Source organism: Polymorphobacter sp. (assembly GCF_048007885.1).
In the GTDB taxonomy this organism is placed as follows: Bacteria; Pseudomonadota; Alphaproteobacteria; order Sphingomonadales; family Sphingomonadaceae; genus Sandarakinorhabdus.
In genome coordinates this window covers 1120923-1141610 of record NZ_CP180346.1, presented here as the reverse complement: position 1 = coordinate 1141610, position 20688 = coordinate 1120923, and the positions used below count along the sequence as shown (strand labels likewise).

19 protein-coding genes and 2 pseudogenes are annotated in these 20688 nt (G+C 66.4%); 10 read left to right on the top strand and 11 right to left on the bottom strand.

Annotation, left to right across the window (positions count from 1 at the left end; genetic code table 11):
* Positions 1–63: 63 nt before the first annotated feature.
* The 4 genes and pseudogenes from ACMVO5_RS05410 to ACMVO5_RS05395 all read right to left on the bottom strand — a co-directional run.
* Positions 64–168, bottom strand: a pseudogene (locus ACMVO5_RS05410) (PEPxxWA-CTERM sorting domain-containing protein); the annotation flags it as partial.
* Between the two features lie 66 nt (positions 169–234).
* Positions 235–1212 (bottom strand): annotated as a pseudogene (locus ACMVO5_RS05405) (choice-of-anchor F family protein); the annotation flags it as partial.
* A 238-nt stretch (positions 1213–1450) separates the two neighbouring features.
* Entirely contained in the window at positions 1451–2062 is a 612-nt protein-coding gene (locus tag ACMVO5_RS05400) for a cell wall hydrolase (protein ID WP_416909042.1), read from the bottom strand.
* Positions 2063–2270: 208 nt separating this feature from the next.
* A complete protein-coding gene (locus tag ACMVO5_RS05395; RefSeq protein WP_416909041.1) occupies positions 2271–5720 on the bottom strand; it encodes a pyruvate carboxylase in 3450 nt (1149 codons plus the stop codon).
* A 61-nt stretch (positions 5721–5781) separates the two neighbouring features.
* Between ACMVO5_RS05395 and ACMVO5_RS05390 the strand changes: the two genes are divergently transcribed.
* The 4 genes from ACMVO5_RS05390 (at position 5782) to ACMVO5_RS05375 (ending at position 9843) form a co-directional block, all read left to right on the top strand.
* Positions 5782–7053 carry an aminotransferase class V-fold PLP-dependent enzyme gene (locus tag ACMVO5_RS05390; protein ID WP_416909040.1) on the top strand — a complete coding sequence of 424 codons (1272 nt, stop codon included), beginning with the start codon at positions 5782–5784 and terminating at the stop codon, positions 7051–7053.
* A gap of 1 nt (position 7054) precedes the next feature.
* The gene (locus ACMVO5_RS05385) at positions 7055–8425 is read left to right on the top strand and encodes a 3-isopropylmalate dehydratase large subunit (protein WP_416909039.1); all 1371 of its coding nucleotides are present in this window, start codon (positions 7055–7057) and stop codon (positions 8423–8425) included.
* The gene (gene leuD / locus ACMVO5_RS05380) at positions 8422–9021 is read left to right on the top strand and encodes a 3-isopropylmalate dehydratase small subunit (RefSeq protein WP_416909038.1); all 600 of its coding nucleotides are present in this window, start codon (positions 8422–8424) and stop codon (positions 9019–9021) included. Before ACMVO5_RS05385 ends, leuD begins: the two co-directional genes overlap by 4 nt.
* Positions 9022–9201: 180 nt before the next feature.
* Positions 9202–9843 carry a superoxide dismutase gene (locus tag ACMVO5_RS05375; RefSeq protein WP_416909037.1) on the top strand — a complete coding sequence of 214 codons (642 nt, stop codon included), beginning with the start codon at positions 9202–9204 and terminating at the stop codon, positions 9841–9843.
* Here ACMVO5_RS05375 and ACMVO5_RS05370 read toward each other — a convergent pair.
* Genes ACMVO5_RS05370 through ACMVO5_RS05355 form a run of 4 tightly spaced genes read right to left on the bottom strand, consistent with a single transcriptional unit; the run spans position 9834 to position 12678 of the window.
* Entirely contained in the window at positions 9834–10208 is a 375-nt protein-coding gene (locus ACMVO5_RS05370) for a hypothetical protein (protein ID WP_416909036.1), read from the bottom strand. The genes ACMVO5_RS05375 and ACMVO5_RS05370 overlap by 10 nt on opposite strands.
* 50 nt (positions 10209–10258) lie before the next feature.
* A complete protein-coding gene (locus ACMVO5_RS05365) occupies positions 10259–10963 on the bottom strand; it encodes a class I SAM-dependent methyltransferase (RefSeq protein ID WP_416909035.1) in 705 nt (234 codons plus the stop codon).
* 11 nt (positions 10964–10974) lie between these two features.
* Complete coding sequence (locus ACMVO5_RS05360) at positions 10975–11751, bottom strand: sulfite exporter TauE/SafE family protein (RefSeq protein WP_416909034.1); 777 nt, start codon at positions 11749–11751, stop codon at positions 10975–10977.
* A 6-nt stretch (positions 11752–11757) separates the two neighbouring features.
* Entirely contained in the window at positions 11758–12678 is a 921-nt protein-coding gene (locus ACMVO5_RS05355) for an MBL fold metallo-hydrolase (RefSeq protein ID WP_416909033.1), read from the bottom strand.
* A gap of 196 nt (positions 12679–12874) precedes the next feature.
* On the opposite strand from ACMVO5_RS05355, the gene ACMVO5_RS05350 reads away from it, so the two are divergent.
* Positions 12875–13513, top strand: coding sequence for a peroxiredoxin (locus ACMVO5_RS05350; protein ID WP_416909311.1), 639 nt, complete (start codon positions 12875–12877; stop codon positions 13511–13513).
* A 32-nt stretch (positions 13514–13545) separates the two neighbouring features.
* On the opposite strand, the gene ACMVO5_RS05345 is transcribed toward ACMVO5_RS05350, so the two are convergent.
* A complete protein-coding gene (locus ACMVO5_RS05345) occupies positions 13546–14469 on the bottom strand; it encodes a hydroxymethylglutaryl-CoA lyase (RefSeq protein ID WP_416909032.1) in 924 nt (307 codons plus the stop codon).
* A gap of 65 nt (positions 14470–14534) precedes the next feature.
* Between ACMVO5_RS05345 and ACMVO5_RS05340 the strand changes: the two genes are divergently transcribed.
* The 5 genes from ACMVO5_RS05340 to ACMVO5_RS05320 all read left to right on the top strand — a co-directional run bounded on the left by ACMVO5_RS05340 (position 14535) and on the right by ACMVO5_RS05320 (position 19468).
* Positions 14535–15710 (top strand): CaiB/BaiF CoA transferase family protein, encoded by a 1176-nt coding sequence (locus tag ACMVO5_RS05340; protein ID WP_416909031.1) that lies wholly within the window; start codon positions 14535–14537, stop codon positions 15708–15710.
* A gap of 20 nt (positions 15711–15730) precedes the next feature.
* The gene (locus ACMVO5_RS05335) at positions 15731–16597 is read left to right on the top strand and encodes a helix-turn-helix domain-containing protein (protein WP_416909030.1); all 867 of its coding nucleotides are present in this window, start codon (positions 15731–15733) and stop codon (positions 16595–16597) included.
* Positions 16598–16679: 82 nt separating this feature from the next.
* Positions 16680–18359, top strand: coding sequence for an energy-dependent translational throttle protein EttA (gene ettA, locus ACMVO5_RS05330; RefSeq protein ID WP_416909310.1), 1680 nt, complete (start codon positions 16680–16682; stop codon positions 18357–18359).
* Positions 18360–18569: 210 nt separating this feature from the next.
* Positions 18570–18851 (top strand): cytochrome P450, encoded by a 282-nt coding sequence (locus ACMVO5_RS05325; RefSeq protein ID WP_416909029.1) that lies wholly within the window; start codon positions 18570–18572, stop codon positions 18849–18851.
* Positions 18851–19468, top strand: a complete 618-nt coding sequence (locus ACMVO5_RS05320) for a class I SAM-dependent DNA methyltransferase (protein ID WP_416909028.1) — start codon at positions 18851–18853, stop codon at positions 19466–19468. The genes ACMVO5_RS05325 and ACMVO5_RS05320 overlap by 1 nt, the downstream gene beginning before the upstream one ends.
* On the opposite strand, the gene ACMVO5_RS05315 is transcribed toward ACMVO5_RS05320, so the two are convergent.
* Together ACMVO5_RS05315 and ACMVO5_RS05310 are read right to left on the bottom strand one after the other, a co-directional pair.
* On the bottom strand, positions 19465–20073 hold the full coding sequence (locus ACMVO5_RS05315) for a flavin-binding protein (protein WP_416909027.1): 609 nt from the start codon (positions 20071–20073) through the stop codon (positions 19465–19467). The genes ACMVO5_RS05320 and ACMVO5_RS05315 overlap by 4 nt on opposite strands.
* Positions 20073–20642: a hypothetical protein gene (locus ACMVO5_RS05310; protein WP_416909026.1), complete on the bottom strand. Its 570-nt coding sequence runs from the start codon at positions 20640–20642 to the stop codon at positions 20073–20075. The genes ACMVO5_RS05315 and ACMVO5_RS05310 overlap by 1 nt, the downstream gene beginning before the upstream one ends.
* Positions 20643–20688 lie beyond the last annotated feature (46 nt).

The following is a 20688-nucleotide window of genomic DNA, read 5'->3' as shown; positions in this document are numbered from 1 at the left end:
TGCGCCAAAAAAGAACCCCGGGGCGCGGCGCCGCGCCCCGGGGTTTTTCTGTGAGGCCTGGTGTCAGGCGAGGACGGAGGCTGGCTGCCTGCGGCGGCGGCGCATGGAGGCACCGACGAGGCCGAAGCCGGCGATGAGCATGGCCCATGTGCCGGGTTCGGGGACGGCGTTGGTCACGAAGCGCAGGGTGAAGCTGTTCCGGTTGAAATCGGGACCGGTGAGGATGTTGAAATTGAGATTGAGGTTGCGCAGGTCTTCGATGATGTCCTTTTCGAAGCCGGGCTGCTGCTGCAGGGCGGCTTCGGTGGTGAGGAACGGGGTGGCGGTGAGCGCGGCCGTGGGATCATTGGGATCGATGATCCGACGCTGTTCCCAATCGGTGCCGTTGAACCAGGCCATCAGCAGCGGATCGGTGAGGGGATCACCGTCATTGTCCCAGAAATAGCCATCGGGGACGAGGGCGGTGTTGAGCATGCCGGGGCCGAACAGGGCGTCATAGGGGCCGTAGAGGCCGGCGGTCTGGATGAGATCTTCACCGGTCAACAGGTTGAAGCCGGTGCGCTCGGCGGCAAAGAAGCCATCGAGGGTGAAATTGGGGTTGGTGCTGGCATCGCCGAACATGCCGAAGGAGAATTGCGAATAGGCGGGCAGATTGTTGGGACCGAGTTGGGCGGTGAGATCGAAGCTGAGGCCGTCATCGCTGCCGGAGCGGACAAAGTCACCGCCGAGGCCGAACCCGAGCTCGACGGTGAAGCCGCTGAGGCGCTGGGGGGTTTCGTTGATGATGCGGTGGAACAGCTGGTAGCTGTTGCTCTCGGCATCGCCCAGCGTGTCGAACTGGAGATCGATGGCGCCGGTGTTGGTGGCGACCATCTTGACGCGCTTGTCAGACTGGAACGCGCCTTCGCAATTGGCACCGACAGCGACGATGCAATCTGGGATGGACTGGCCGGGATTGAGATCGAGATCGTTGTTGAGGACGGTGAGGCCCGGTGCGGGCGACTTGGTCCAGAGGATGGTGCCGTTGGTGGTGGCGCCGGTCGTGCCGCCGGTCACGTCACGGTCGTAAATGTTGCTGACGCCGATCGATGGATCGACCGCGTCGGGAACCTGATCGACGTTGGTGAGGTTCCAGTTGGTGATGGTGGCCGCAGGGGCGGCGGCGGCGGTGCCGCAGAGCAGGGCGACGACAGCGTATCTCAAGGCAACCATTTCAGGTCCTTCATGTCTCGTGTTGGCGCCTAATTTGCGTATTGACGATACGCGCCTGCGACATAAAGTGCCAATTTGAAACTTTTATCAGACGGAAATGGGTGTGCGGTTTTTTCGCTCAGAAATGTGAGTAAGACATTGATAATGTTGAATATTATAATCAAATAATATAGTTAATCCTAGCGTCAGTCAGGCGGCTGGCGAAGCCGGGGCCTGACGCTTGATCGGGCGCCGGGCTTCAGCGGTAGAAGATATGGTCTTCGAGCTGGGCGATGGGGGTGCGGGTGCGGAAGAAGCTGTTGGGGGCGATGTAGGTGGCGTGGAAGAAGAGGGCGCCGCCGCTGGGGTCCTGAGCGCGGCCGCTGAGCGCGTCATGGGCGATTTGCCGGGCGGTGGCCCAGCGCTGGCTGTTTTCGCGGATGCGGTGGCTCTTGATGTAGCTGAACTGTTTGGGCTGATAGGCGACGGCGCACAGCGTATTGGGGAAGCGCTTTGAGCGGACGCGGTTGATGAGCACGTGCGCCACGGCGAGCTTGCCGTCACGCGGCTGGTTGGCGGCTTCGTGATCGACGACGCGGGCCATGCACTCGAAATCTTCAGCCGAAACCTCGCCCAGCGGGCCGCTGGCGAAGGGGGCGAGTTCGGGGAGATTGATGGGGATGGCGCTGATATCGGCCATGATCGGTGTGAGCGGGCCGGTTTCGAAAGTGGTGGGCCGGTCTTCAAGGCCGGGGGCGGCGGCGACACGGTCGGAGACGGTGGCGATGGCGAGACCGGCGGCGATGCCGCCGATGAGCAGCGAGGCCCGGGCCGGCATGCGGAACGATGCGGGGTCGAGGGTGTGGGACATTCAAGAGGCTTCAAGGGCGCGGCTGCAGCGGACGGTCCGGGAACGCGAGACAATGAGGACCGGCGCGACAGCGACGACTTGGTGGCGCATTGACGACTCTCGCTGCGCCACCCGTATGCCTACCCAATGAGTAGGGATTAGCCAAATGTCAATGAATGTGCGCCGAGCGGGGGCAGAACAGCGATGAATGGGGGAGGAGCCGAGCCGCTCAGTCGGACAGGATGAGGAGCAGATCCTTGGCGTCGATGGCCTGACCAGGGCGGACGGCGACTTCGGCGATGGTGCCGTCGCGCGGGGCGGTGATGCTGGTTTCCATCTTCATCGCCTCCAGCGTGAGCAGCAGATCGCCGGCCTTGACCTTTTGGTCCGCCTCGACGCCGAGCATGGCGACGACGCCGGGCATGGGGGCGGCGATGTGGCGTTCGTCGGACGGGTCGGCGGTGCGCTTGGTGTCGAGATGGGCGCTTGCGGCGCGGTTGGCGACGACGATGACGCGGGGCTGGCCGTTCAGCTCGAAGAACAGGCGGACGCGGCCATCATCCTCCACGTCGCCGATGGCTTGCAGGCGGATGACGAGGGTCTTGCCCTGTTCGATGGTGACCGCCAGTTCATCACCCGGTTGCATGCCGTAGAAATAGGCGGGCGTGGGCAGGGCGCTGACCGGGCCGAACTGGCGCTGGAGGCTGAGGAAATTGGCGAACACCTTCTCATACATGAGGTGGCTGGCGAAGTCGGTGTCGGAGAGGGGTTGTTCGAGCGCGGCCTCGGCGCGTGCGCGCTCGGCGGCGAGGTCGACCGGTTCGAGCAGGCTGGCGGGGCGGACGGTGATGGCGGGCGTGTCGCCGAGCACGCGCGTCTGGAACGCCTCTGGCCAGCCGCCGGGGGGCTGGCCGAGATCGCCGCGCAGCATGTCGATGACCGATTTGGGGAAGGCGATGTCACGGGCGGGATCGAGCATGTCTTGCGGGCTGAGGTCTTGGGTGACCATCATCAGCGCGAGATCGCCGACGACCTTGGAGGAGGGGGTGACCTTGACGATGTCGCCGAACAGCTGGTTGGCCTCGGCATAGGCGCGGGCGACGTCGTGCCAGCGGGATTCGAGGCCGAGGCTGCGGGCTTGCTCCTTCAAGTTGGTGAACTGGCCGCCGGGCATTTCGTGGAGATAGACTTCGGATGCGCCCGCCTTGAGGTCGGATTCAAACGGCGTGTAGAGGGTGCGCACCGCTTCGAGATGGACCGACAGCGTGCGGATGGCGGCCGGATCGAGCCCGGTATCCATGGGGGTGTGGCGGACAGCCTGGACGATGCTGCCCAGACACGCTTGCGAGGTGGTGCCGGACATGGCGTCGATGGCGGCGTCGACGACGTCGATGCCTTCCTCGATGGCGGTGATGAGGGTGGCGGCGGCCGCGCCCGAGGTGTCATGGGTGTGGAGCGCCAGCGGCAGGTCGGTGGCGTCCCTGAGCGCACGGATGAGGGCGCGGGCGGCGGGCGGCTTGAGGAGGCCGGCCATGTCCTTGATCGCCAGCATGTGGCAACCGGCGGCGTCGAGCTGGCGCGCGAGGTCGACATAATAGGCGAGGCTGTATTTGGCGCGGTCAGGATCGAGGATGTCGCCGGTGTAGCAGAGCGCGCCCTGGGCGATCTTGCCGGAATCGAGCACGGCGTCGATGGCGACGCGCATGTTTTCGACCCAGTTGAGGCAATCGAAGATGCGGAAGATGTCGATGCCCTGGGCGGCCTGCTTGATGAAGGCCTGGACGACATTGTCGGGATAGTTGGTGTAGCCGACCCCGTTGGCGCCGCGCAGCAGCATCTGGGTCATGAGATTGGGGGCGCGGGCGCGGACGCTGTCGAGCCGTTCCCACGGGTCTTCGCCGAGGAAGCGCATGGCGACATCGAAGGTGGCGCCGCCCCAGCATTCGAGGCTCCAGAGACCCGGCAGATGGCTGGCCATGAAGGCGGCCGGCGCCAGCATGTCATGGGTGCGCATGCGGGTGGCGAGCAGCGACTGGTGCGCGTCGCGCAGCGTGGTGTCGGTGAGCTGGACGCGGGGCTGGGCCTTGAGCCATGTCATCAGCCCTTGCGCGCCGAGGCTCTCGAGCTGTTGGCGGCTGCCATCGGGGACCGGGGCTTCGGGGAGCGGGTCGGGCTTGCGGGCGTCGGCGGGGGGTTTGGGGCGGCCCTTGACGTCGGGGTGGCCGTTGACGGTGACATCGGCGAGGTAGCGCAGCAGCTTGGTGGCGCGGTCTTGGCGGGAGGTGATGGCCATCAGCTCGGGGTGGTTGTCGATGAATTTGGTGGTGTAGTGGCCGGCCCGGAACTCGGGGTGGGTGAGGACATTTTCGAGGAAGGCGAGGTTGGTGGCGACGCCGCGGATGCGATATTCGCGAAGCGAGCGGACCATGCGGGCGATGGCTTCCTCGGCGCTGGGCGCCCAGCAGGTGATCTTTTCGAGGAGCGGGTCATAGTGGCGGGTGACGACGGCGCCGGAATAGGCGGTGCCGCCGTCGATGCGCACGCCGTGGCCGAAGGCGCCGCGATAGGCGGTGATGCGGCCATAATCGGGGATGAAGTTGTTTTCCGGGTCTTCGGTGGTGATGCGGCACTGGACGGCATGGCCGGACAGTTCGATTTCGCTTTGCGGCGGGATGCCGGTTTCCTCGCGCGCGCCGATGTGGCCGCCTTCGGCGATGCGGATCTGGGCCTTGACGATGTCGAGGCCGGTGACTTCCTCGGTGACGGTATGTTCGACCTGGATGCGCGGGTTGACCTCGATGAAGTGGAAGCTGCCCTTGTCTTCATCGAGCAGGAATTCGACGGTGCCGGCGCCTTTGTAGCTGGCTGCGTGGCCGATCTTGAGGGCGGCTTCGCACAGTGCGGTGCGGAGCTTTTCATCGGCATAGGGGGCGGGCGCGCGCTCGATGACCTTCTGGTTGCGGCGCTGGATCGAGCAGTCCCGCTCGAAGAGGTGGACGAGGTTGCCCTGGGTGTCGCCGAGCAGCTGGACTTCGACATGGCGGGCGCGGCGGATGAGGCGCTCGAGATAGACTTCGTCGCGGCCGAAGGCGGCTTTCGATTCGCGCTGGCCGGCGCGCACGGCTTCGATCAGCTCGGCCTCGCTCTCGATGGCGCGCATGCCGCGGCCGCCGCCACCCCAGCTGGCCTTGAGCATGAGCGGATAGCCGATCTCGGCGGCGATGCGCCTGATCTCGGCGTCGTCGGACGGAAGCGGATCGGAGGCGGGGATGACGGGGACGCCGGCCTCTATGGCGAGCTGGCGGGCGCTGACCTTGTCGCCGAGCGCGCGCATGGTGTCGGGGGTGGGGCCGATGAAGATGATGCCGGCGTCTGCACAGGCTTGCGCGAAATCGGGGCTTTCGGAGAGGAAGCCGTAGCCGGGGTGGATGGCATCGACGCCGGCCTTTTTGGCGATCGCAATGACGGCGGCGATGTCGAGATAGGCGGCGATGGGGCTTTTGGCGGGCGGCAGCGGATAAGCTTCATCGGCCTTGAAGCGGTGCAGGCCGAGCTTGTCTTCTTCGGCGAAGATGGCGACGGTGCGGATGTCGAGCTCGGTGGCGGCGCGGAAGACGCGGATGGCGATCTCCGAGCGGTTGGCGACCAGAAGCTTGCGGATGGGGCGAGCGGTGTTCATGGTGCGATGATGGCTGGAAATGGCAGCACTTGCCAGTTTTGTATGGGATAGGCGGATGGACGTGACGAGACGGATGGCCCTTGTGGGTGCGGCGGCGGTGGGCGCTGCGGGCGCGGTGCGGGCGCAGGGGGCGGAGGATTATTCCCGGCTGGTGGCGGATGACGAGGCGGGCTGGGCGCGGCTGGCGCGGCACTATGATGTGAGCCGCGAGGTGATCCAGCTTGAGAATGGCTATTGGGGGAGCATGGCCGAGCCGGTGCGGGCGGTGCATCTGGCGATGCTGCAGCGGCTGAACCGGGAAAACAGCGTCTATGCGAGACGCGCCATGCAGGCCGACCGCAAGGCGGCGCGCGAGCGGATTGCGCTGGAGCTGGGGGTGTTGCCGCGCGAGATCGGGATTGCGCGCAATGCGGCGGAAGCGCTTTCGGCGCTGATCGGGCAGTTCCGCGATCTGGGTGCGGGCGACCGGGTGATGTTTTCGGACCTGGATTACGAGTTGGTGCAGGGGACGGTGATCTCGACGGCGCAGGCGCGGGGTGCGGAGGCGGTGAAGCTGCGGGCGCCCGACCTGCCGAGCCATGACGGGCTGATCGACTTTTATCGGCGGGCGATTGAGACGACGCCGCGGTTGAAGCTGCTGATCCTGACGCATATGGTGCACCGGAGCGGGCTGGTGGTGCCGGTGGCGGAGATCACCGCCATTGCCCGGGCGCGCGGGGTGCAGGTGATTGTCGATGCGGCGCAGAGCTTTTGCCATATCGATTTCAAGCTGCCCGATTTTGGCGCCGACTTTGTGGGCATGAACTTTCACAAATGGGTGGGCGCGCCGCTGGGCGTGGCGGCGCTGTGGATCAGGGCGAGCGCGATCTCGCAGATTGCGCCGGCGCGTGACGAGCCCGAGGCGAAGGATGTGGACGCGCAGACGCGGCTGCATCTGGGGACGTTTGATTTTGCGCCGCTCTTGAGCGTGCCGGCGGCGTTTGACTTTCAGGCGCGGATCACCGTGCCGACCAAGCTGGCGCGGCTGCAGTATCTGCGCAACTGCTGGGTGAAGCCGGCACGGGCCATTGAGGGCGTGGAGATTCTGCTGCCGGACGACCCGCGGCTGCACGGGGCTTCGACCAGCTTCCGGATCAGGGGGCGGACCAGCGTGGCGGACAATATTCTGGTGACGGATGAGCTCTTCAAGCGGTTCAACATCATGTCGGTGCACCGCTCCGGGCTGGGGGCGGGGGCCTGTGTACGGATCACGCCGTCACTGTTCACGACGCTTGATGAGGTGGATGCGCTGGTGCCGGCGCTGCGCACGCTGGCCGGGGAGATGGCGCGCTGAGATGGCCTCGCTGTTTGACAAGCTGTGGGCGGCGCATGAGGTGGCGCAGACCGAGGGCGGGGCGAGCATCATCCATATCGACCGGGTGTTTTTGCATGAGCGGACCGGGGCGGCGGCGCTGGGTAGCCTGAAGGCGGCTGGGCGCGGGGTGTGGGACGCGCGCCGCGCCTTTGTGGCGATGGACCATATTGTGGACACGCGGCCGGGGCGGGGCGATGCGACGCTGATGCCGGGCGGGCAGGCGTTCATCACCGAGACGCGCGCGGCGGCGCGGGCGGCGGGCATTCATGTGTTTGACGTGACCGACCCGGACCAGGGGATCATGCATGTGGTCTCGCCCGAGCTTGGCATTGTGCTGCCGGGGCTGACGCTGGTGGCGCCGGACAGCCACACCTGCACGCAAGGGGCGGTGGGGGCGCTGGCCTGGGGGATTGGCTCGACCGAGGCTGAGCATGCGCTGGCGACGAGCACGCTGCGAGTGAAGAAGCCGAAATCGATGCGGGTGCGCTTTGAGGGGCAATTGCGCGCCGGGGTGACGCCCAAGGACATGGCGCTGGCGCTGATTGCTGAACATGGCAGCGCCGGCGGGCAGGGCTATGCGATTGAATTTGCCGGCGAAGCGGTGCGGGCGCTCGATATGGAAGGGCGGATGACGCTGTGCAACATGGCGACCGAATTTGCCGCCTTCAGCGCGGTGATTGCGCCCGATGCGGTGACGCTGGGGTGGCTGAAGGGGCGGCGTTATGCACCGAAGGGCGCGGACTGGGACGCGGCGGTGACGGCCTGGGGCGCGCTGGTGAGCGACGGGGATGCGGTGTTTGACCGCGAGATCGTGATGGATGCGGGCGGGATCCGGCCGATGGTGAGCTGGGGGACGTCGCCCTCGCAGTCTCTGCCGCTGGGCGAGGCGGTGCCTCTGGGCGCGCCGGCGAAGGCGCTCGCCTATATGGGGCTGGAGCCCGGGCAGGCGGTGGCGGGGCTGGCGATTGACGGGGCCTTCATTGGCAGCTGCACCAATGCCCGGCTTTCGGACCTGCGGCGCGCGGCGGCGATTGTGCGCGGCCGGCGGGTGGCGGACGGCGTGCGGGCGATTGTGGTGCCGGGGTCAAGTGCTGTGAAGCGCGCGGCGGAAGCCGAGGGGCTGGACCGGACCTTTCTCGACGCGGGCTTTGAATGGCGCGAGAGTGGGTGTTCCATGTGTTTTTATGCGGGCGGCGAGAGCTTCGGGCCGGGGGAGCGGGTGATCTCTTCGACCAACCGCAATTTCGAGAGCCGGCAGGGGAAGGGCACGCGCACCCATATCGCTAGCCCCGAAGTGGTGGCGGCGAGTGCGCTGGCCGGTGTGATTGCGGCGCCGGGAGAGGCGGCATGAGCCAGCCTTTCACGGTGCTGGAGAGCGTGGCCGCGCCCATGATCGAGGACAATATCGATACCGATATCATCATCCCGTCGCGCGAGATGAAGACGACCGGCAAGACCGGGCTGAAGGACGGGCTGTTTGCCGGGCGGCGCTATCTGGAGGGGCGGGTGCCGGACCCGGCCTTTGTGCTCAACCGGCCGGACTATGCAGGGGCGGCGATTCTGCTGTCGGGGGCCAATTTCGGCTGTGGGTCGAGCCGGGAACATGCGGTGTGGGCGCTGGTGGAATATGGGATCAGGGCGGTGATTGCGCCGAGTTTTTCGCCGATCTTTGCCGGCAATGCGGTGCGCGGCGGGCTGTTGCCCTGTGTGCTGGAACCTGAGGCGGTGGCGGCGCTGGCGGACGGCGGCGTGGTGCGGATCGATCTGGCCGAACAGACGGTTTCGGCGGGCGCGCGCGAGTGGCGCTTTGCGATTGACGGGGAAGCGAAGGCGATGCTGCTGGGCGGGCTGGATGCGATTGACCTGACGATGCAGGCGGCGGACGCGATACGCGCCTTTCAAGCGGCCGACCGGCGCGCGCGGCCCTGGGTTTATCTGGGCGGCTGATCGGGGCGGCTAATCGGGGCTGATGGCCGGTCATGGTGGCGCAGGGGGTAGCGAATCTGGCGCGCAGTCCGCATATGGGGGCGTGAGAAGAGGGAGTTTTGCATGACAGGAGAGAGCGAAAATGCGGATCTACAACGTCGCACATTTCTCAAGGCGGGCGCTGCCGTCGCGGGGGCAGCAATGAGCGTGGGTGCGGGCGCAGCCCCGCTGTCGGCGGCCACCATTGGCCGGTCCAGCCTGAGCCAGCAGCCGCTGCCGTGGAAGGATGACGCGCTGGCGCCGGTGATTTCGGCGGAGACCATCTCCTTTCACTATGGCAAGCACCATGCCGCCTATTTCAATGCGCTGGCCGGGCTGGTGAAGGACACGCCGATGGCCGATGCCAGCCTTGAGGAGATCATCCTCGCGGTGGCGGGTGACCCTTCGAAGAAGGCGATCTTCAACAATGCGGCGCAGGCCTGGAACCATACGTTTTACTGGGCCAGCCTGACCCCGGACAAGACCGCGCCGGAAGGCAAGCTGCTGGCGGCGATCGAGCGGGATTTCGGCTCGGTGGACGCGCTGAAGGCGGAGCTGATCAAGGTGACCACCGGGCAGTTCGGCTCGGGCTGGGGCTGGCTGGTGTCGGACGCCGGCACGCTGAAGGTGGTGAGCACGGCGGCAGCCGATGTGCCCTTCACCCAGGGGATGAAGCCGCTGCTCACCGTCGATGTGTGGGAGCATGCCTATTATCTCGATTATCAGAACCGGCGGCCGGACTATGTGAAGGCGCTGGTCAATGACCATCTCGACTGGCGATTTGCGGCGGCGAATTACGCCTGAGGCCCTGATTCGGGCGGGCGCTGGACGCCCGCCCGGCTTTGGCCCAGCAGCATGGCGCGGATGTTGCCGCGGGTCTGGGCTGCGATGACGAGCAGATAGACGCTGAGGAACATCATGCCGCCGAGCGTGCCGACGACGGCGATCGCGAGGCCGGACGCACGGAACTCATGCCGCCACGCGAGCCACAGGCCGGTGAGCAGCAGATAACCGAAAAAATCGAGATTGAACTGGCCGGGCCATGAGAGGCTGGCCATGTCGCCGAAGAAGACGGGCAGGAGGTTCCAGCCGTGGTCGGCGATGACGGCGGCGGTGTAGCCGGTGAGGATGGCGAGAAAGGCTGTCAGGAACAGGCGAAAGGCGAACATGGCGGCGGCCCTTTTGTAGCGACTGCTACATAATGGCCGAAGGCCGGTGCTCAGGCAAGGGCGGGTTTGGGCCGCTGGTAGAGATCGAGCAGCATCGGCTGGTCGAAGGCGTAATCATTGTCCGGGGTGCGGCCCTGCTCGAACAGGGCGCGGACGTGCGGGGTTTCGACATCGGCGCGCTGGATGTTGTTGAAGGTCTGGCCGGTGACGCGGGTGACCATGGCTTCGAAATCGGGATAGCGTGCGGTCAGATGATATTGGTGGTGGCTGGCGCTTTCGAAGAGGCGGCTGGCGGTGCGGGCAAGTGCGGCCTGGGCTTCGGTGCGGACGATGGTTTCATCATGATAGGGGCGCATGACGGCGAAATGGCTGCCGTCCATGCCGGGCTCGAGGACGAACAGGCTGCCGCCGGGCTTGAGGACGCGGGCTGCTTCGTGAAGGGCCTTGTCCATGGCGTCGATGGGGACATGGTGGAGCGAGCGGAAGAAGAACACCGCATCCTGGCTGGCGGGCGCGACGGGCAGGGCTTCGGCGGGGGCCTGGAGCAGGGTGACGCCGGGGGTGGGGGCGGCGGCGGCGTTTTTGGCGGCCTGTGCGGGATCGGGCTCGAGGCCGATGACGGTGGCGCCGGCCTCGGCGAGGCTGCGGGCGATGTCTCCGGGGCCGCAGCCGATGTCGAGGACATGCTTGCCGTCGAGATCGATGAGCCGGGTGACGGCTTCGAGATCGGTGAGGGGGCCGAGGTTCTGGCGCATCGGGATCCTTTTCAGCTGAGGCTTTGCCAGATCATGTATCCGGCGACAATGAAGATGATCGTGGCGAAGACGCTGTTGAGCAGGCCTTTTTTCGCGGAGAGCTGGCGGGCGGTGCGGGCGCCGCCGAGGCCGCCGAGGATGCCGCCGGCGATGAAGATGGCGGCGAGTGGCCAGTCGATGAGGCCGGAGGCGGCATAGTTGAGCGAGGTGGTGAGGCCGAAGGTGGCGACCGCGACGAGCGAGGAGCCGACCGCGTTCAACATCGGCATGCCGGTGGCGGCGATGAGGCCGGGCACGATGAGGAAGCCGCCGCCGATGCCGAAGAAGCCGGAGAAGCCGCCGGTGAGTGCGCCGAAGCCGAGCAGGCGGGGCGCATTTTCACGGCTGAGCTGGACGGCTGGATTGCCGATATATTCGCGGCCGCGCAGCATGAGCACGCCGACGACGAGCATGAGCAGGGCGAAGAGCAGCAGCAGCTTCTCGCCGTCGAACGCCTTGCCGATGGTGGAGCCGCCGAATGCGCCGAGCACGCCGGCGGCGGCATAGAGGGCTGCACAGCGCCATTTGACATTGCCGGCGCGGGCATGGGGGAGGAGGCCGGTGGCGGCGTTGACGGCGACGGCCAGCGCGCTGGTGCCGATGGCGACATGGGGGCTGGGCACGCCGACGAGATAGACCATCAGCGGCACGGCGAGGATGGAGCCGCCGCCGCCGACGAGGCCGAGCGTGAAGCCGACCAGCCCGCCCGAGCCGGCGCCGAGCAGATATTGCAGGCTGGTCAGCTCCATTTTCGCTCAGAGCACATTCAAGGGGAGCTTGAGATAGCGTGTGCCGTTGCTCTCGGGCGGGGGGAGATGGCCGGCGCGGATGTTGATCTGGATCGAGGGCAGGATGAGGCGCGGCATGCCGAGCGTCTTGTCGCGGGCTTCGCGCATGGTGACGAAACTATCTTCCTCGACGCCGTCATGGACGTGGATGTTGTGGGCGTGTTCGGCGGCGACGGTGGTTTCCCAGGCGAAGACGTCGCGGCCCGGGGCCTTGTAATCATGGCAGAGGAACAGGCGGGTTTCGGGTGGCAGCGCCATCAGCCGGCGGATCGAGCGGAACAGGGTGCGCGCGTCCCCGCCGGGGAAATCGGCGCGGGCGGTGCCGTAATCGGGCATGAAGAGGGTATCACCGACAAAGGCGGCGTCACCGACGATGAAGGCCATGTCGGCGGGCGTATGGCCCGGCACGTGCAGCGCGATGCCCTTGAGGTTGCCGAGGCTGAAGGTTTCGCCGTCGGTGAAGAGATGGTCGAACTGCGAGCCGTCGCGGGCAAGGTCTTCGCCTTCGTTGAAGATCTGGCCGAAGACGCCCTGGACATGGCGGATGTGCTCGCCGATGGCGATCTTGCCGCCGAGCTGCTGCTGGAGCCAGGGGGCGGCGGAGAGATGGTCGGCATGGGCGTGGGTTTCGATCAGCCATTCGACGCTGAGGCCCTGCGCCTTGACCATGTCGACCAGCTTTTGCGCGGACGTGGTGGTGGTGCGGCCCGAGGCGGGGTCGAAATCGAGGACGGAATTGATGATCGCGGCCTTTCTGGTGGCCGGATCGATGACCAGATGGGTGGCGGTGAAGGTGGCTTCGTCGAACAGGGTGTGGACCTGCGGGACGGCGGTGCTGCGCGCGGTCTCGATGATCGCGCGGGCGGCGGCGAGCGGCTGGTCGGCCATGGGTGGGGTCCTTTCGGTTTTGGAATATCTGTAAGCGTTGCGGCGATGATGGGGGGAGGCGGCGCGCGATGCAAGCTGCCAGCAGCGATAGTCATATAATAATTTATCGATTACCGTAAATAATAATATTAATTGGATCGGTTGAGGGGGTTCGGGCAGGTTCGGGGCTCCAGAAGAGGAGACGACCATGACGGACATGACACAGGTTGCGGGCTTGCCGCGGATCAATGAACCGGCACCCGATTTTGAGGCGGACACCACCTTCGGGCCGCGCAAGCTTTCGGATTATCGCGGCAAATGGCTGGTGCTGTTTTCGCACCCGGCCGATTTCACGCCGGTCTGCACGACCGAGTTCATCGGCTTTGCGCAGGCGCATCCGCGCTTCAAGGCGCTGAATGCCGAGCTGCTCGGCCTGTCGATTGACAGCCGGCACGCGCATATCGCCTGGGCGCTCAATATCGAGGCGAACTTCGGGGTGACGATTCCCTTCCCGATCATCGAGGATCTGTCGATGAAGGTGGCGCATGCCTATGGCATGATCCAGCCCGGCGCGTCGGATACCTCGGCGGTGCGGGCGACCTTCTTCATCGACCCCGAGGGCATTTTGCGGGCGATGGTCTATTATCCGATGAGCAATGGCCGCTCGGTGGCCGAGTTTGTGCGGCTGCTGGAGGCGATGCAGGCGAGCGATGCCAATGGTGTGGCGACGCCGGAGAACTGGAAGCCGGGCGATGATGCGATCGTGCCGCCGCCCAAGACCTATGCGGCCGCCAAGGCGCGCAAGGACGAGGGCTATGACTATACCGACTGGTATTTCTCGAAGCGCAAGATCTGAGATGAGAAGGGGCCGGGCGACCGGCCCCTTTTTCATGCGGCCTGTTTGAAGCCGAGCGGCAGGCCGGCATCGGGGGTGAAGCCGTAGAGCGGCTCGCCGGGCAGCGCGTCTGCGAGGATCTGGCGGACGTTCAGCAGCTTTTCGAGGTTGATGCCGGTGGTGTAGCCCATGGCTTCGAGCATGAAGGCGAGATCTTCGGTGACGATGTTGCCTGAGGCCCCCGGCGCGAAGGGGCAGCCGCCCAGCCCGGCCAATGAGGCGTCGAAGGTGGTGATGCCGACCTCGAGCCCGGCGATGACATTGGCGAGGCCCAGCCCGCGGGTGTTGTGGAGATGGAGGCCGGTGAGATGCTCTGGGCCGATGGCGGCGTGGACGGCGCGGACGACCGCGCGGACCTGCGCCGGGTTGGCATAGCCGGTGGTGTCGGACAGGCCGACTTCATCGCAGCCGGCGGCCATCAGGGCTTCGGCCAGTTCGACGACCTTGGCTTCTGTGACCTCGCCTTCGAGCGTGCAGCCAAAGGCGGTGCTGACGCTGCCTTCGAAGTGCGCCTTGCAAGGGGCGGCCTTGACCATGGCGGCGATGGTGCGCGCCTCTTCGAGCACCTGGGCGTGGGTGCGGCGGAGGTTCTTGAGGCTGTGGGTTTCGGAGGCCGAAAGCGGCAGGGTGAGCTTGTGGGCGCCGGCCTGGAGCGCGGCTTCGGCGCCCTTGGCATTGGGGACGAGGACGGCGACGGTGAGGCCCTTGTGTTGCCGGGCATGGGCGACGACGTCGGCGGTGTCAGCGAGCTGGGGCAGCAGCTTGGCGGGGACGAAGCTGCCGACTTCGATTTCGGTGATGCCGGCCTCGACCAGCGCGTCGATCCAGGCGCATTTGACCGCTGTGGGGAGAGTGCGGTCGATGGACTGGAGTCCGTCGCGCGGACCGACTTCAGAGATGAGGATTGGTGTTGGCATGGCTTGTTCCTGCGGTTGTCCGGACATATGCGGGCTGTGAGTGGCATTTTTGAAGAGGCGGGACAATGAGCGACGCACTGTTGGCCGGGCTGCGGATTGTTGAATTCACGCATATGGTGATGGGGCCGGCGGTGGGCGCCATTTTGGCCGAGCTGGGCGCCGAGGTGGTGAAGGTGGAGGCGATGGGCGGCGATGCGACGCGGCGGCTGATGGGCTCGGGCGCGGGTTATTTTCCGATGTACAATCGCGGCAAGGGCAGCATCTGCCTTGATCTGAAGAGTGCGGACGGGCTGGGCGTGGCGCGGCGGCTGGCGGCGTCGGCCGATGTGGTGGTGGAGAACTTTCGCCCCGGCGCGATGGACCGGCTGGGGCTGGGGGCAGACAGCCTGCGGGCCGAGAATCCGCGGCTGATCTATTGCAGCGAGAAGGGCTTCTTGCCGGGGCCTTATGAGGACCGCACGGCGCTGGATGAAGTGGCGCAGATGATGGGCGGGCTGGCCTATATGACCGGGCCGCCGGGGCGGCCGCTCAGGGCCGGGGCCAGCGTGATTGATGTGACGGGCGGGATGTTCGGGGTGATTGGCATTTTGGCGGCGCTGGAGCGGCGGCACCGGACCGGCGAGGGGGCGACGATTCAGGCCGGGCTGTTCGAGACCACCGCCTATCTTGTGGGGCAGCATATGGCGCAGATGGCGGTGACGGGGACGCCGGCGGCGCCGATGCCGGCGCGGGTCTCGGCCTGGGCGATTTATGATGTGTTTGAGACCGCCGACGATGACCAGGTGTTTGTGGGGGTGGTGACCGATGCGCTGTGGGCGAAATTCTGCCGGCTGTTCGGGCTGGACGATCTGTGGGCGGACGAGGGCTTGAGGGCCAACAATGCGCGGGTGAAGGCGCGGCCTGAGCTGTTGCCGCGGGTGCGGGCCGAGCTGAAGCGCTTTACCAAGGCCGAGCTGATGGCGCGGCTGGATGGCTCGGGGCTGCCCTTTGCGCCGATCGGCAAGCCCGAGGAGCTGTTTGACGACCCGCATCTGCTGGCCAGCGGCGGGCTTTCGCCGGTGACGCTGGCCGATGGGCGCGAGACGGCGCTGCCGGTGTTGCCGATTGCGGTCGATGGCGGGCGGACGGGGGCGGCGGCGACGCTGCCGGAGCCGGGCGCGGACACACGGGCGATTTTGGCGGCGCTGGGGCTGGCGGCGGACGAGATCGACGGGCTGCTGGCGTCTGGGGCGGTCGGATAGGTTGATCTGGGGGCGGGCTGATGACGGACACGATGGTGCTGCCGCAGATGCAGTTTCGATTGCCTGCGGAGCCGCTTCGGGCGCTGGTGTCGAGCTATTACTGGTTTGATACCGGCAGCTTTGCCATTGACGACATGATCCACCCGGAGTGGACCAACATCCGCTTCACGCTGACGGGGCGCTGGACGGTGCAGCGGCTGGGTGGGCCGCTCTGGGCTTTTGAGGACGCAGCGGTGTTCGGGCCGAGCAGCCGGGGGGCGCAGGTGATTTCGACGCCGCATTCCGCACTCCTGGGGCTGGGGCTACTGCCGCTGGGCTGGGCGCGGCTGATGGGCGGGCCGGCGCGGCGGCTGGCGGACCAGGCGGTGCCGCTGGAGCGCGAATGGGCGGACGCAGGCGCGCTGCGCGCGGCGGTGCTGGCAGCAGACGGGATTGACGACTGGGCGGCGATTTTGGACGCGGCGCTGATGCGGCGGCTGGTCGAGGCGCCGGAGCCGCCACCGATGCTGGCGCGCGCGCTTGATGTGCTGGTCAATGGCGAGATTTCGGATGTGGCGCATTATGCAGGCGCGGTGGGGGTTTCGGTGCGCACGCTCGAGCGGCTATGCAGCAGCTGGTTCGGCTTTGGGCCGAAGTCGCTGCTCAGGCGGCAGCGGTTTTTGCGTTCGCTGGATGTGATGATGCGGATGCCTGATGTGCCGCTGGGCCAGGCCTATCATCCGGGCTATGTCGATCAGTCTCATTTCATCCACGAGTTCAAGATGTTCATGGGGATGGCGCCGGGGCGCTATCTGGCGCAGCCGCGGGTGATGATGCAGCGCGCGGCCCTCGCCCGGCAGGCGCTGCTGGGGCAGAGCTTGCAGGGCTTGCAGCCGCCGGCGGCGTGATTTGACTTTGCGCATTTGAAAGAGGCTGGCTGCGCTGCTAGAGCGCCAAGCACAGCCTCAATTCGTGATCGGAGCCCCCCAAGTGGCCTATCAATATGCCTATGTGATGAAGGGTCTGTCGAAGACCTATCCCGGCGCCCCCAAGCCGGCCTTCAAGGACATCACGCTTTCATTTTTGCCGGGCGCAAAGATCGCCATCATCGGGCCGAACGGGGCCGGCAAGTCGACGCTGATGAAGGTGATCGCCGGGATCGACAAGGAATATCAGGGCGAGGCCTGGGCGGCCGAGGGCGTGACGGTGGGCTATCTGCCGCAGGAGCCGCAGCTGGACCCGAGCAAGGATGTGCGCGGCAATGTGATGGATGGGGTGCGGCCCGTGGCCGACCTTGTCGAGCGGTTCAACGCGATTTCGGCGGAGATGGCCGAGCCGGGCGATGACACCGACTTTGACAAGCTGATGGAGGAGATGGGCGAGCTTCAGGAGAAGATCGACGCGGTCGATGGCTGGACGCTCGACAACCAGCTGGAGATCGCCATGGACGCGCTGCGCTGCCCGCCCGGCGACAGCCCGGTGGACAGGCTTTCGGGCGGCGAGAAGCGGCGCGTGGCGCTGTGCAAGCTGCTCTTGGAAAAGCCCGACATCCTGCTGCTCGACGAGCCGACCAACCATCTGGATGCGGAATCGGTGGCGTGGCTGGAGAACCATCTGAAGGACTATGCGGGCATGGCGATCCTGGTCACCCACGACCGCTATTTCCTTGATAATGTGGTGAAATGGGTGCTGGAGCTGGACCGGGGGCGGGCCATTCCCTTTGAAGGGAATTATTCCGACTGGCTGGAGGCGAAATCCAAGCGGCTGGCGCAGGAGGAGCGCGAGGACGAGAGCCGGCAGAAGGCGATTGCGCAGGAGCTGCAGTGGATCCGCTCAAGCGCCAAGGCGCGGCAGACCAAGAGCAAGGCGCGTATCAAGGCCTTTGACGAGCTGGTGGAGAAGCAGGCCAACCGGCGGCTGGGCTCGGCGCAGATATTGATCCAGATTCCGGAGCGGCTGGGCAATACGGTGATTGAGGCGAAGGGGCTGACCAAGAGCTACGGCGACAGGCTGCTCTTCGAGAACCTCTCGTTCAGCCTGCCGCCGGGCGGGATTGTCGGCATTATCGGGCCGAACGGGGCGGGCAAGACGACGCTGTTCCGGATCATCACCGGGCAGGAGCAGCCGGACGCGGGCGAAATCAGGATCGGCGAGACGGTGAAGCTGGCTTATGTTGACCAGAGCCGCGACGCGCTCGAGCCGAACAAGAATGTCTGGGAGGAGATTTCGGGCGGCAACGAGAAATTCTATTTCGGCAAGAATGAGGTTCTGACGCGCGCCTATGTGGGGGCGTTCAACTTCAAGGGGGCGGACCAGCAGAAGAAGGTGGGCCAGCTTTCGGGCGGGGAACGCAACCGGGTGCATATGGCGAAGATGCTGGTGAAGGGCGGCAATGTGCTGCTGCTCGACGAGCCGACCAACGATCTTGATGTGGAGACGCTGCGGGCGCTGGAGGAAGCGCTGGAGAGCTTTGCTGGTTGTGCGGTGGTGATCAGCCACGACCGCTTCTTCCTTGACCGGCTGGCGACGCATATTCTGGCCTTTGAGGGCGACAGCCATGTCGAGTGGTTTGAGGGCAATTTCGAGGCCTATGAGGAAGACAAGCGGCGGCGGTTGGGCGATGCAGCGGACCGGCCGCATGCGCTGACGTACAAGAAATTGACACGCTGAGCTGAGCGCGGCGCGCGGATAGCGAAGCTATCCGCCGACTCGCGCGAAGCCGGCCGGCGGGGCGCCGCGCACTCGCGCGGTGAACCCGTCCGACGCCGGGCGCGGCTTTGCCGCGACCCTTTGTGGCTTCGTGGACGCTGCCGCCCTTCTGCGATATGCTGACACCCGAGTGACATTGACGGGCGGGTGTTTGGCAAGGGTTCGATTCCGATGCTGGCGACTTATGCGGCCAATCATGATGCCGATGTGTGGGCGGACCCGGAGGTGTTCAGGCCGACGCGGTTTCTGGAGGCGGATTGCCCGAAGATGATGACCTTTGGCGGGGGCGCGCATTTTTGCCTGGGCGCGTGGCTGGCGCGGCTGACGCTGGAGGAGGTGCTGCGCGCGGTGATCGCGGCGCGGCCGGCCTTGGCTTGCGATGTGGAGGGGCTGGCGTGGGTTTCGGCGACCGGGGCCAATCCGGCGGCCATTCCGGTTGATTTCGCGGCCTGATGGCGATGAGCGGGGGCGGCTCCGCGTCGGTCATTGATGTTTATGAGCGGCATGGGGCGGCCTGGGCGGCGGCTCGGAGCGCGGGGCTGGTGGAGGCGGCGTGGCTGGCGCGTTTTTGTGCGCTGATGGACCGGAATGGGGCGGTTCTGGATATTGGCTGCGGTGCGGGGGTGCCGCTGGCGCGGGAGTTGCTGCGGCGCGGCTTTGAGGTGACCGGGGTTGATGCTGCGGCGACCATGGTGGCGCTGTTTTCGCAGAATTTGCCGGGGACGCGCGTGCATCTGGCGGACATGCGCGCGCTGGCGCTGGGCGCGCGGTTTGACGGGCTGCTGGCCTGGGACAGCCTGTTTCATCTGCCGGGCGAGGCGCAGCGGCCGATGTTTGCCCGGCTGGCAGCGCATGCCCGGCCGGGGGCGGCGCTGATGTTTTCAAGCGGGCCGGCGGAGGGCAGCGCAATGGGGGTGCTGGAGGGCGAGCCGCTTTATCATGGCAGCCTGGGGGCGGCGGAGTATCGGGCGCTGCTGGACCGGGCGGGCTTTGACGTGGTCGATCATGTGGTTGAGGACCCGGCGTGCGGCGGGCGGACCGTGTGGCTGGCGCGGCAGCGCGGGGGCTAGGGGGCTGTCCATTGGGCTGCCCAGCCTTCGCCTTCGCGGGTGAAGCGGCAGCGGCGGTGGCCGGTGTTGGCGAGGTGGAGCCAGTCGATGCTCTGGACCTCGATGTGGAGGACGGCGAAATTGGGACGGGCAGGCGCGATCTGTTCGGGCGTCGGCTGCTGGCCTTCGACCTCGGCGGGGAGGCCGGAGGCGGGGGCTTCGAGCGCGGTGCCGGGCGGGTATTGGGCGAGATAGCAGCGGCGCGCGAACAGGGTGGAGGCGGACCAGGCGGCAGTGGCGGCGTCGGTATCCTGCTCGACCTGTGCCTGCCCGTGGAGGCGGAGCTGGATGTTTTCTTGCGCGTGATAGCCGAGCACGCAGACGGGGCGGCCGTGGAGCTGGGGGCATTTGGGGCTGCGGGCGTCGGTGTGGAAGCGCAGGCGGGCGAGAGCGGGCTCGGCCTTGCGCAGGACCATGACGCGGGCATCGGGCGCGCCGGCTTCGGTGATGCTGCTGACGACGGGCGTGTGGAGCGGCGAGCGGCGATCGGCGCCGCCGCGGACGAGAAGCTGCCAGAGATGATCGAGGATGGTCTGCCGGGTTTCGTCGATTGTGGCTGGCATCATTATTTCTGGCTGGCCAGCACCGGGGTCGAGAAGGGCTTGGCTTCGAGGCGGGGGATGGCGGCGGCGGCGAAGCGGGCGAAATCTTCCGTGTTGACGCGGGCGGCTTCGCGGCTGATGCGATTGGCCTCGGCACAGTAGCCGCGCGGATCGGGATGATTGGCGTAGCGGTTGTAGAGGCTGGTGGCCTCGCGGTCCTGAATCGTGCGCCAGTTGCGGCCGAACTTCGCCTTGTAGCGCGCCTCTTCGGCGACATAGGCTTGGGTGAGCAGCTCCTTGTGTTGGGCGAGCATGGCGTTGTAGCGCGGGCCGATGTCGACGCCGGTGGAGCGGCTGCAGGCGAGAGCGGCGACATTCAAGGCCGAGCGCAGATGCCAGACATCCTGGGCGCTGCCGGCTTCGGCGAGCGCGGGCGGCTTGGGCGCCTCGATGACGAGCTGGGTTTCCTGCTTGGTGGGGAAGGTGGGGGCGGCGACATAGGGCGCCGTGGTGGTGCAGGCGGCGAGGCCGAGGAGAGAGACGGGGACGAGAGCGGCGGACCGAAGGCGGACGTTATGGCTCAGAACAATCATCGAACACTCCACGCTTTGGGCGTGTCTCTCATGCCTTGTCGAATCT